Raw genomic sequence first — 12,704 nt, 5'->3', positions numbered from 1 at the left:
TTAGAATATTATCAAGCCTCAGCACGCTTATCGAAAGGTGAGAGGTTGAAAAAGTAGGTGTTAACAGAATAGATGCTGAGAGAACAAGTGCTGTTGAGCAGTGATAGAACACTGACGTCAACAGCACCTAAAATTTAGTCTTTTTTGTAGTCATCGTGGCAAGACTTACAGCTTGCACCAATTTTACCTATAGCACCACGATACGCGCTCTCGTCACCTGCATCCACTGCAGCCTGTAGACCTTGTGCGGCCGTTTTAAGTGCCATCACTTTCTTTTCTACATCTGAGAAGTTTTCCCAAATTTCATCCTTCGCACCGGTCTCTACGTCAAACTTACGCGTGTCGACAGCGAGATAGTCACCCATCATATCGGCAAGTTGCTCAAGGCGCACAGCGTTAGTCTGCATTACGCTTTCGTCAAAAGGTAGCGCACCTTTCGCCATACCACCCAACGGCCCCATATTACTGCGCACCAATTGAAAAACTGCTTGGCGATATTGAGTTGCTGCTTTAGCGTGTTTTTCAGATGAAGCTTCCATAACTTCAGCTGTCGCTGAGCCTGAAATCACTGCTCCAACGGTTGCTGCTACGATCATCGCTTTATTAAATAGTTTCATGCCTGTTCCCTTTTTAATTACTGGTTATCTACTTTTTCGTTTGCAGATATTTTACCTTCTACTTATACGCCTATCGTGACGAATAGTTGGTTTTAGCGCAAGAAACTTAACGGTGAACAATCGCTTTCAAGGGATTAGCCGCGCGAAGTCATGTCTTTAACAAATATTCGAATGACAAAGAGAGATGGCAAAGGAACACCCACTTACTCTACCTTTACAAAGTACAGGTTCGGACAGTCACTTACCCTACTTTCACAAAGTACAGATTCGGACAGACACTCAATATTATCTCGTTTACAGATTCCCCCCCAAACTGCAGGTTCGGGAGAAGAGGTTCTTAGGTACAAAAAAGCCCTCATAAATAAGGGCTTTCGAAACTAGATAGGAGCACAAAAACTAGTTAGTTAAGTCGTCAAAGAATTTCTTCACACCATCGAAGAAGCCTTGCGCTTTCGGGCTATGCTTACTTGACGCTTTACCCATGGACTCTTCAAGTTCCTGAAGTAGCTCTTTTTGGCGTGATGACAAGTTAACTGGTGTTTCGACCACAACCTTACACATCAAGTCGCCCATGGCGCCACTTCGAACAGACTTAACGCCTTTGCCGCGTAAACGGAACATGCGGCCAGTCTGCGTTTCGGCGCTAATTTTTAGCTTAACCTTACCGTCCAAAGTTGGAACTTCAAGTTCGCCACCAAGGGCTGCAGTAGTAAAGCTTAGCGGTACTTCGCAATACAAGTTGTTGCCGTCGCGTTGGAAGATGTCGTGTTCACGAACGTGTACTTGTACGTACAGGTCACCCGCTGGTGCACCATTCTCGCCCGCTTCGCCTTCGCCAGAAAGACGAATACGATCGCCTGTGTCAACGCCTGCTGGTATTTTAACGTTAAGGGTCTTAGTCTTTTCTTTACGACCATGTCCATGACAGCTGTTACAAGGATCTTCAATAATCTTGCCTTTGCCCGAACACGTTGGACAGGTTTGCTGTACGGCAAAAAAACCTTGGCGCATTTGAACTTGCCCGTTGCCATGACAGGTTGGACAGGTTGTAGGTGAAGAGCCTTTCTTCGCACCTGAGCCGTCGCACACGTCACATTCGACCAGCGTAGGTACGCGAATGTCTACGCTCTTACCGCGAACTGCTTCTTCTAAACTAAGCTCTAGGTTGTAACGAAGGTCTGAACCTTGACGAGCACGCGACTGACGTCCACCGCGACCACCGCCGCCAAAAATATCACCAAAAACATCGCCAAAAATATCGCCGAAGTCGGCACCACCACCGAAGCCGCCGCCACCGCGGTTAGGGTCAACACCCGCGTGGCCGTATTGGTCGTATGCAGCACGCTTCTGCGAATCTGACAGAATTTCGTAGGCTTCCTGGATTTCTTTAAATTTATCTTCCAGGGCTTTATCGCCTTGCGTACGGTCAGGGTGATACTTCATCGCAAGCTTTTTGTACGCTTTTTTAATTTCACGTTCGCCCGCGCTTTTATCTACCCCGAGTACTTCGTAGTAGTCTCGTTTCGACATATCGTTTACATATCCTACTTTTTTGTCGACAAGCATGTAATGCTCGTCGAATCTACATCTGACTGTTGTGAAAATAACCTGACTAGGTTTTTAATAACGCTAGGTCATTTAAACCAAGCTATTTGCACCAAGTTATTTACACAACAAAGGCGCAACAAGAATATCCTGTTGCGCCTGAACTGCTTACACAGCCCGGCGCGCCGGGCTAATCACAACAGTTTACTTTTTATCGTCTTCTTTCACTTCTTCAAATTCTGCGTCAACAACGTCATCGTTTGCTTGACCAGAAGAAGCTTGCTGCTCAGCGCCTTCTGCGCCACCAGCTGCTGCTTGTTGAGCTTGCGCCGCTTCCATCAGCTTGCTAGACGCCTGAATAAGTTCTTGCGTTTTCGCTTCGATTTCCGCTTTGTCTTCGCCTTTAGACGCTGTTTCTAGCGCAGTAAGGGCTTCTTCAATTGGCGCTTTGTCTTCTGCACTTAGTGCATCGCCAACTTCTTCAAGCTGCTTACGTGTAGCGTGGACCATGCCATCAGCTTGGTTGCGCGCTTGAATTAGCTCTTCAAACTTCGCATCCGCTTCTTTGTTCGCTTCTGCGTCTGCTACCATTTTTTCCACTTCTTCATCGCTTAGGCCTGAAGAAGCTTTTATAGTGATCTTCTGCTCTTTACCTGTGTCTTTATCTTTCGCAGACACGTGTAGGATACCGTCAGCATCTAGGTCGAAAGTTACTTCAATTTGCGGTACACCGCGCGCTGCTGGACGAATGCCTTCAAGGTTGAACTGACCAAGAGACTTGTTGCCGCTTGATTGCTTACGCTCACCTTGTAGTACGTGCACTGTTACCGCAGACTGGTTGTCTTCCGCTGTAGAGAACGTTTGCGACTTCTTAGTAGGGATAGTCGTGTTCTTCTCGATAAGCGCAGTCATTACACCACCCATTGTCTCGATACCTAGAGACAAAGGTGTTACGTCTAGAAGTAGTACGTCTTTAACGTCACCAGAAAGTACACCACCTTGAATTGCCGCACCTACCGCTACTGCTTCATCAGGGTTAACGTCTTTACGTGGCTCTTTACCGAAGAACTCAGTTACATACTTCTGTACTAGCGGCATACGCGTTTGACCACCAACAAGGATGATATCGTTGATGTCGCCTACAGATAGATCCGAGTCAGCTAGTGCTTGCTTAAGTGGATTAAGCGAGTTTTTCACTAGGTCTTCAACCAAAGACTCAAGTTTCGCACGAGTTAGCTTAATCGCTAAGTGCTTAGGACCTGTTGCATCAGCCGTGATGTAAGGCAGGTTAACTTCAGTCTGTTGTGAAGAAGAAAGTTCGATTTTCGCTTTTTCACCGGCTTCTTTAAGACGCTGCATTGCAAGCGGGTCTTTACGTAGGTCGATGCCTTGATCTTTCTTAAACTCTTCAACTAGGTAGTTAATAACACGGTTATCGAAGTCTTCACCACCAAGGTGTGTGTCACCGTTAGTCGCTAGTACTTCAAACGTGTGCTCGCCGTCTACTTCATCGATTTCGATGATAGAGATATCGAAGGTACCACCACCTAAGTCGTAAACTGCAACAACGTTGTCGCCTTGCTTCTTATCCATGCCGTAGGCAAGAGCAGCAGCTGTCGGCTCGTTGATGATACGCTTAACTTCAAGACCTGCGATGCGGCCCGCATCTTTAGTTGCTTGACGCTGAGAATCGTTAAAGTAAGCAGGAACAGTAATTACTGCGCCAGTTACTTCTTCGCCAAGGTAGTCTTCAGCGGTCTTCTTCATTTTCTTAAGTACTTCAGCAGAAACCTGAGGAGGCGCCATTTTTTCGCCTTTTGCTTCTACCCACGCATCACCGTTATCAGCACCTACAATTTTGAAAGGCATGATGTCGATGTCGCGCTGTACTTCTTTATCTTGAAAACGGCGACCAATTAGACGCTTGATAGCGAATAGCGTGTTTTCAGGGTTAGTTACCGCCTGACGCTTCGCTGATTGACCTACAAGTGTTTCACCATCGTTTGTGTATGCGATGATTGAAGGTGTTGTACGATCGCCTTCCGCGTTTTCAATTACGCGAGGTTTGTCGCCGTCTAGAACTGCGACACATGAATTCGTTGTACCTAAGTCGATACCAATGATTCTACCCATTTCGTGTCTCCGAATGATTTTCTTAATACTGTACTTTTAGTGGGGTTATTCCCCGTCTTTTCAATAGATGCCAGTAAAAAAACTGACATTTTTGTGTGTTCGTCGCAAAAAGCGTCTTAGGCCTGCGTATCCACACCGTCGCTTGGTGCACGCGATACCATAACCATGGCAGGACGAAGCAAGCGACCATTAATTTGATAACCTTTCTGCATCACAGCCATTACTGTATTTGGCTCGTGGTCTGCACTTTCTTGCATCGACATAGCTTGATGCAAATCAGGGTTAAAGGTTTCACCCTGCGGATCAATAAGGCTTAATCCAAATTTCTCAATGGTGCTTAAGAAAGTTTTGTGGGTCATTTCCACACCTTCTAAAAGCGGCTTCACAGCTTCATTGTCACCATCGGTCATTTCGATAGCGCGCTCTAAATTGTCGATAACCGGAAGCAATTCGCCAGCAAAACGTTCAAGCGCAAATTTACGAGCTTTTTCTACTTCGCCTTCAGCGCGACGACGTGCGTTATCAGCATCTGCGCGCGCTCGAAGTACACCATCCTGCTGCTCTTTAATGGTTGCTTGCGCCTCAGAAAGTGCGGTTTCTAGTTCGTAAATGCGCTGCGCATTTTCGTCTAGCTCTACACCTTCAGCTTCTGATGCTTCTACCTGCGCTTCATCAGCATTAATTACAGTCTCATCTACTGTATTTTCTTGTTCTGCCTGCACGTCGCGATTATCGCTCATGCCTACCTCCAAACGTTTTTCTTAATTAGGCGATGCCCAATAACACTAAAATTACTGGGAATAACTTCGTTGCGCTTAGTTATGGGGCTAGTTTTAAGGTGATCAAGGGTATCCACAATAATTTTGTGGACGATTTTAAAAAATACTGAAAAATTTTAGTTTTAATATAAAAACTACTTCGGACTCTAAGTGATGTGTTTAAAACGAAGCGTCCTGAATTCTCGCTTCCCACCTTCATTATCAAATATTTTTTGACAAAGATTCAAAAACAAGCCTGTTACTGTTTGCAAATTATATCTCTACACTTCTCCTGCCAGTCGCAATTGAGCTGTACCGACTTTTTTACCACGTACCAAAAATTGGAGAAGAGAGATGATCAAATTAAAGCAACTTGTTATCGCTACTACTGTTGGGCTAAGCATGTTAAACGGCGTGGCCTTCGCTGCTACTGAAGTAGGCCCATTAGAGCCTGTCACCACATTTGAAGACGCCAGAGGCGCAGGTATTACTATTACTCCGTCTGGCCGATTACTCATTAGCATGCATCCGCTTGATAATCCCAAGCTAAAGATTGTTGAAGTAATGGCTAATGGGTCTAAACAACCCTTCCCTAATTTAGATTGGGCTGATGGCCCACAAACCGGTGATGTGGGCTTTAGTGCCGTTATTGGAATACACAGCGATAGTCAAGGCATTGTATGGATGCTTGATATGGGAAGTGAAACCTCACCAGCCAAACTCGTTGCGTGGGATAGCAATGAAAATGCTCTGGTTAAAACCATCGAACTTGATAGCAAAGCACTTAAAGCAAATTCGTTTGTTCAAGACTTTGTTATTGATGAAAAGCATAACAAAATTTATATCGCAGACATGACATTTGGCAACTTTGCTGGTGCAACAAAGCCGGCAATTATTGTCGTAGACACCGAGACGGGCGAATCTAAGCGCGTATTAGAAAGCGCTTCTTATCTTATGCCTGAAGATAGAGAACTTGTTATTGAAGCATCGCTACTTGCCTCTAAAACCGATGATGGTAAGCCAAACCCGCTTAAATTTGGTTTAAATCCAATAGCGTTAGACCCAGCCTCTGACACGCTTTACTTTGGCGCGTTCACTGGCACCAAAATTTATCAAATATCAACATCCGTTATTGGCGACACGTCACTATCAGACAATGAACTAGAGGAATCTATCCAGGTATTTGGCCCCAAAAACCCGAGTGACGGTATTGCACTAGCGCCAGGAGGTGGTGTGTTAGCCACCGATTTAGAAAATAACGCGGTTGGGTTAACAACTAAAGGAAAGTATCAAACGCTTATTCAAGATAAGCGCCTGTCTTGGCCCGATAGCCTTGCAACAAGCAACGGTTATGTTTACGTCACTCAAGACCAACTGCATCAGCACCCAGCTTTCAGCCAAGGGCTAGGTAATGCCAAGCCACCCTATGTGCTTTATCGCTTCCGCTTTGAGCAATAAATATAGATAGAGAATAAAACCTATTCTCCCTATTTATCCCTAATCACACCTAATCATCTCAGAGGGGGGGCAATCAGCCCCTCACTTTTACTAATAACTGAATTTATGTGAGGAAATAATGAAAAGAGCGTTTGGTCTTGTAACCCTTTTACCTCTTAGCTTGCTAGTCTCTCTTTCTGCCACCGCAGTAATCGAAAAACCATTAACAACAGAGGATAAGCAAATATCGGCAGCGCCCGGCAAAGGTGTGATAAATGATGTAAATAGCCACTTGGTATCTCAAGCAGTTTTATTCAATTTAGCAGAGCAACCTAAAGAAAGTGTGACCGACAAATTAACCCGTCAGTATTTTCACGGTAACGAATCTACATTTGTTCGCTGGGATGCCAAAAAAGGCGCTAAAGTTCCGCTTCACAAACATCCTAACGAACAAGTCACCTGGCTTTTGCAAGGAAAAGCGACGGTATTTTCCGATGGAAAAAAATACATGATGAAAGCGGGTGATATCATGGTCTTTCCAGCAAACGTACCTCATGAATTTCACTTTACAGAAGACGCAATAGATATCGATTTTTTCGTGCCTGCACGTCAGGATTGGATTGACGGCACTGCTGACTACATTAAATAGTTAAACTGGCTTACCTAGTACCTATTGACCAAAACGTTTTGCTTCGGATAGAGCCACTGTCCATTATCACGCAGCTAGGTTCGCCAGCTTTGCAACCGTTGCCTTTTATCCGGCTTCCCGTTTGTCCGTGGTTTCGTCTTAGTTCTGCCAACATCAAAGCATGAATATCAACCATATTGGTACTAATCCCAGTAACCGTGATGGTTTCAATATCGCTATCAAGGCCAGAGCTTTGCTGTGAATTATCACTAATTTGTTCAACGAAGGCTTGTCCATTTAACTGTTGTAGTAGCTCTACAGAATTGGCGTATTTACCTGACGCTGGGAATGCTAATAACGTTTTCGCTTTTACCATATCCTTTTCTACAAACTCTCCATTGATGTGAAGGATCGCTAGTAAGTAGTTGGCAAGGTAACTCATTCCCTCTTTAACTTCCGCTTCTAAGAATGTGATTGCGGTCTCTTTTTCTTTTTGCGTGGATGTTTTATCAGAAAAAACCAATACAGCGTATTCTTCTGCCGTTCTGTTTACGCCCTCATCGGCAGCCTTTTTCATCATCCGCTTAGCTTCTCCCAAATCCCTTTCTGTCCCGATACCTTGCGCTAACATACCGGCAGTTTGTCGATATGCCGGCAGAAAGCCTTGTTTGGCAGATTTACTGAAGTAATAGAAAGCATTCTCTAAATCTGTCTTAACGCCAGATTCTGGGTTCATAAAGATATGGCCAAGAGAGAAGCTGGTTTGCTCATGACCTCTGGATGCTAACGCGCGAAGCGTATTCAATTTAGCAAGAGAGCAATCTTCGTCTACGCACTCGGGTTGATTTGGTATGGCTCCCGCCGATGCAGACAAAATAAAGGTGATTAGAAGTGTAATACGAAAGAAGTATATGTGTACTGAGCGTTTATTCATCGAAATTCCTTTTTATCGTTTCAACGCATTGGCCAAAAACGTTTTTGGCTTATGTCCTACCGCTCAATGAAGACAAATCTTTTTGCATTACAATACTGATAACACATATCTGCAGGATATACAAATTTTGAAACTGTTGCTAATCCAAATGTCCATCATAGGAGATGTGCCACATGTGAAAATTATGTTAACGTAAAAAGAGGAAGAAAATAAGTTTTCGAGAGCACTAATTTGTGCCTTCAACTGCACGAACTATCTACTACACGGACTACTTATGCTAAGTATATGGACGGTTGGCGCTATCGTCGGTTTCTACCTTCTTTCGCTTTTTGCCTTGGCATTTTGGGGCGACAGGCATTTACGCGATAATCGGCAGCACCCTGTACTTTATAGCCTTGGACTCGGCGTACACTGCACATCTTGGGCTTTTTTTGGCACCACGTCGCAGGCTGCCCAATATGGCTGGGCAGTTATCCCCACCTATTTAGGCATTATGCTCACCATGGCATTTGCCTTTCCTGTGGTGCTTCATATAAGTCGATTATGCCAACAGCACAATATTAGTTCGCTAGCTGACCTCGTCTCTCTTAAGTACCAAAACTCTCATTTAATCGCCGCCCTTATCACGTTACTATGCTTTTTTGGCGTCGTGCCCTATATAGCCTTGCAGTTAGACGCTATTACAAAATCGATAAATTTGCTTACCGCCGAGCCACAGTCAAGCACACCTTGGTTAAGTATTTACGTGGCAGGTTTACTGGCCATATTTGCCATAACCTTTGGCACGCGCACGCTAAACCTGACGGATAAACATCCTGGGTTACTTCTAACCATTGCTTTCGAGTCGGTGATAAAGCTTGTCGCACTTTTGGCAGTAGGCATTTTTGTCTGCTTCTATTTGTTCGATGGCGTTTTAGATTTAATTTCTAACGCCTCGTCAAATTACAGTGCTAGGGACGTCATCTACGCAGATAGTGCTCCTTGGGTTTATGCATCACACGTAGTTCTTGGTGTTTGTTCCATGTTCGTACTACCAAGACAGTTTCATATGAATTTTGTCGAGCAAAACGGTGAAAGTGAACTTCGTACTGCAAGGTGGTTGTTTCCACTCTATCTACTGGGTATGACGCTGTTCGTTATCCCCATCGCCCTTGCCGGCAAAATACTGCTTCCGTCAACAACAAGTTCAGATGCCTACGTACTTGCCCTACCCTTATCGACCGATAACATTGCTCTTTCCGGCTTTGCTTTTATTGGGGGCTTATCGGCTACCACCAGCATGGTAATTGTAGCTACCTTAGCCCTTGGGATCATGATTTCAAACAATGTTGTTACGCCTCTCTGGCTAAAAGCGCGCCTGAAAACATCACCAAATCGCTCAATGGAGCCGAGTAACATTCTTTCAATCCGGCGGCTTACCGTTTTAATCGTACTTAGCATTGCACTGTGGTATCACTTAAATATTAGCCAAGCCGCGCCTTTGGTGAAAAGCGGCGTTATTGCCATTGCTTTATTGGGGCAATGTATGCCTGCACTTATGTTTGCTATTTACTGGCAATGGAGTACGAAAGCTGCAGCTATTTGCGCATTGCTGGTAGGCTTTATTTGTTGGGCTGTATTTCTGCTCTACCCCAGTTTAATGTCTAGCTACTATTTTGACCCAGTACCTACTGACCAAGCTTTAGGTCTGGGTTTTGCTTATTCATTAGTGGCCAACTGCATAACCTTTATTGCAGTAGCGCTGATCACATCAAATCGTGGCGCTAAACAAAATAATATCGAGACACCACATGACGGTGCTCCTCATCTACTCGTAAAAGTTCGTGATTTAATAGCGCTTACCGAGCGTGTTCTTGATACCGGTACTCACAGTCAACTTGTACAGCAGCTTTCTGTGGATGTTAACCGCGCCTCTAGTAGCGGATATGCCAGTCAGGCTCTTATTGACAGAGTGAATAAGCTGCTTGCCGCCCAAGTAGGAGCACCGAGTGCGCGAATTTTATTGGGCGCCATTGCAGATACCGGCAGTGATAGCTTGCCCGAATTGGTTGATTGGGTAGAAGAAGCGTCCCAATCATTTCAATTCAACCACGAAGTACTTCAGTCATCGGTACAAAATATCGAACAGGGTATTAGTGTACTTGATGACAAACTGCAGCTATTGGCATGGAACGAGCGCTATGTGGAACTTTTCGCCTACCCCAAAGGCTTTTTGAAAGCAGGCATGTCTATTACCGAAATACTCAATTTCAACGCCAAACGAGGCTTATTTAGCCCCTCATCAATTGATAAGCGAGTGAGCTATATGCGTGAGGGTACCCGCCACAAGCATATTCGCAAGCAGCCTGACGGAAAAGTTATAGAGCTAAATGGTGCCCCGCTCCCTGGCGGCGGCTATGTAACCACTTATAGCGATATTACTGAGTACATGGCAATACAAAAAGAACTAGAAAGCGCAAAAGAAGACTTAGAAGAAAGGGTCGCGCTACGCACTGCCGAATTAGAAGACGCAAAACGCCAAGCTGATAAAGCTAATGAGAGTAAAACCAAATTTTTGGCAGCTGCCGGGCACGACCTCATGCAGCCCTTCAATGCCGCAACACTGTTTGCCAGTATGCTAAATAAAAAAACACAGGGCAGCGAGTTGGCAGTGCTATCAGAGGGCGTCGTTAACTCATTGGATAATGCACAAAGTTTGCTTTCGATGCTGCTTGATATTACCAAGTTAGATGCTGGCGTATTAAAACCGCAAAAGTCCATATTCCCTATCGACGACATGCTGTCTTCGTTAGTCCAAGAGTTTAGCGTTATTGCTAGTCAAAAAGGTGTTGCGCTTAGGTATGTTAAAAGCGACGTGTTTGTATACTCAGATAAAACCTTACTGCGTCGAATAATGCAAAACTTGCTGTCTAATGCTGTAAGGTACACGACGAAAGGCTGTATTTTAGTTGGGGTCAGGCGCTGTGGCTTTGAATGTACAGAACGTGCAATAAAGCTTTGCGTTTACGATACAGGTTTAGGGATCGCTGATCATCATCAGAAAGAGATTTTCAGTGAGTTTCACCAACTCGATAGCAATAATAAAGGTGAAGGGATTGGGTTGGGTCTTACCATTGTCGATAAGATATGTAGATTACTAGAACATAAAGTGGCGCTTTTATCTTCGCCAAATAAAGGCAGTTGTTTTAGCGTTACCGTGCCTAGAATGCATCAATCCCAGAAGCGCTCATCTTTGGATTACGTGCTGACACCTAGTGCTCGTAACGTTTCTGCTAATAGTAACAAACACCCGCCCCTTGATACCCCGCGCTTTGTTCAGCAACGCTCTTCAAATATACTGAAAAAAGGTTCCGAGTTATTTTTAACTAACGCCCACTTTCTTCTTGTTGAAAATGATGCACAAGTGGCCAATGCCATGTGCGCACTTCTTAAGGATTGGGGAGCCAAAACAACGCTTATTACTAGCAGTAAAGAAGCGCGGAGTCTTCCAAAGCAACACTTTGATGCGCTTATTGCAGATTATCATTTAAACGCTGGAGAAACCGGTCTTGATGTCGCGCTATCATTATCTGGCGCAGGAGTGCGCTTTACTTTGAAGGTTTTGAACACTGCAAATAGAAGCAATGAAATAAGAGAAGAAGCATCGGCACATCAATTTACCTACTTACCTAAGCCGCTAAAGCCCGCGGCACTGAAGCGACTGCTTAAGCAGTCGCTTAACCGTATACACTAAGACTGTAAAAGTGCTTTTGATTCTGAAAGCTGAGCTTTTTCTTGCTGGGCTAAAAAACTGGCTTTGAAATAAAATATTCAGGTGTTTATTCATTTGCTTTTATTGAGCAGTCAGTGAGATGTATCAAGCTATTGGGGTAAATCAATATAAAGCTTGCCGTAGCGCGTAGCCACACCGTTTCTAGATTTTAACATTAGCTTAAATGCATAGCATTTTTGAACGCAATGCCAGCCTTAGTCCTGTTGATAACGCCAAGTTTTCTCAATACTGCTGATACATGTTGTTTAACGGTGGACTCAGAAATGGCCAGTTCGTATGCAATCTGCTTGTTGAGCAAGCCGTCTGATACCATTCGTAACACTTTAAGTTGGTGAGGGGTAAGTTGCTTTAGTCGGTTCGTGAAATCATCTTGGCCAGAGTGGCCATTCGCATTCGATGCAGTGGCATTTAGCATTGTGGCCGAAGCTATGTGAACAGTAGGCGGGACCCAAGTTTCACCGTCTAACACCGTATTTACCGCGTCAATAATGCAATCGACCGAAGCTGATTTGGGTATAAAACCGCTTGCGCCTAACGCAAACGATTTTGCCATAACATCAGGCTCTTCTTGTGCGGTAATAACAACAACAAGTACATCAGGATAGAGCGCATGTACCTCAGCAAGGCCATTTAACCCTTCATTGCCTGGCATAGTGAGATCTAAGAAAAGCAGATCGATGTCGTCATTTTCTTCCAGACTAATGAGCGTATCGGGAAACGTGGAGGCTTCTACAAGTTCGATATGCTTCACGCTAGCCAATGCATGGCACATCGCAGCCCTGAACAGAGGATGATCGTCAGCAATCAAGATTTTCACAGACATAATGCTATCAACTTGTAACTACCTTGTTAATCAACATGCTACCACGCCGGTAAGAAA

9 protein-coding genes are annotated in these 12,704 nt (G+C 44.6%); 3 read left to right on the top strand and 6 right to left on the bottom strand.

Annotation, left to right across the window (positions count from 1 at the left end):
- Window positions 1-134 precede the first annotated feature (134 nt).
- The 4 genes from ACXAGV_RS06630 to grpE all read right to left on the bottom strand — a co-directional run bounded on the left by ACXAGV_RS06630 (window position 135) and on the right by grpE (window position 5,035).
- On the bottom strand, window positions 135-617 hold the full coding sequence (locus ACXAGV_RS06630; RefSeq protein WP_474872570.1) for a c-type cytochrome: 483 nt from the start codon (window positions 615-617) through the stop codon (window positions 135-137).
- A gap of 396 nt (window positions 618-1,013) precedes the next feature.
- Complete coding sequence (dnaJ, locus tag ACXAGV_RS06625; RefSeq protein ID WP_474872913.1) at window positions 1,014-2,147, bottom strand: molecular chaperone DnaJ; 1,134 nt, start codon at window positions 2,145-2,147, stop codon at window positions 1,014-1,016.
- 219 nt (window positions 2,148-2,366) lie between these two features.
- Window positions 2,367-4,295, bottom strand: a complete 1,929-nt coding sequence (gene dnaK, locus ACXAGV_RS06620) for a molecular chaperone DnaK (RefSeq protein ID WP_474830831.1) — start codon at window positions 4,293-4,295, stop codon at window positions 2,367-2,369.
- Between the two features lie 116 nt (window positions 4,296-4,411).
- Complete coding sequence (gene grpE, locus ACXAGV_RS06615; protein WP_474807685.1) at window positions 4,412-5,035, bottom strand: nucleotide exchange factor GrpE; 624 nt, start codon at window positions 5,033-5,035, stop codon at window positions 4,412-4,414.
- Between the two features lie 372 nt (window positions 5,036-5,407).
- Between grpE and ACXAGV_RS06610 the strand changes: the two genes are divergently transcribed.
- Window positions 5,408-6,511 (top strand): L-dopachrome tautomerase-related protein, encoded by a 1,104-nt coding sequence (locus tag ACXAGV_RS06610; protein ID WP_474872569.1) that lies wholly within the window; start codon window positions 5,408-5,410, stop codon window positions 6,509-6,511.
- Between the two features lie 118 nt (window positions 6,512-6,629).
- Complete coding sequence (locus ACXAGV_RS06605) at window positions 6,630-7,139, top strand: cupin domain-containing protein (protein ID WP_474872568.1); 510 nt, start codon at window positions 6,630-6,632, stop codon at window positions 7,137-7,139.
- 10 nt (window positions 7,140-7,149) lie between these two features.
- Here ACXAGV_RS06605 and ACXAGV_RS06600 read toward each other — a convergent pair whose 3' ends face one another.
- Window positions 7,150-8,052, bottom strand: a complete 903-nt coding sequence (locus ACXAGV_RS06600; RefSeq protein ID WP_474872567.1) for a tetratricopeptide repeat protein — start codon at window positions 8,050-8,052, stop codon at window positions 7,150-7,152.
- Window positions 8,053-8,326: 274 nt separating this feature from the next.
- Here ACXAGV_RS06600 and ACXAGV_RS06595 point away from each other — a divergent pair, with 274 nt between their 5' ends.
- Complete coding sequence (locus ACXAGV_RS06595; protein WP_474872566.1) at window positions 8,327-11,785, top strand: PAS domain-containing hybrid sensor histidine kinase/response regulator; 3,459 nt, start codon at window positions 8,327-8,329, stop codon at window positions 11,783-11,785.
- Window positions 11,786-11,978: 193 nt separating this feature from the next.
- On the opposite strand, the gene ACXAGV_RS06590 is transcribed toward ACXAGV_RS06595, so the two are convergent.
- On the bottom strand, window positions 11,979-12,647 hold the full coding sequence (locus tag ACXAGV_RS06590) for a response regulator (protein ID WP_474872565.1): 669 nt from the start codon (window positions 12,645-12,647) through the stop codon (window positions 11,979-11,981).
- Window positions 12,648-12,704 lie beyond the last annotated feature (57 nt).

The organism is Alteromonas sp. ABH4_453 (assembly GCF_056160665.1).
The sequence above is the reverse complement of the archived record's forward strand: the minus strand, read 5'-3'. Positions and strand labels throughout refer to the sequence as shown.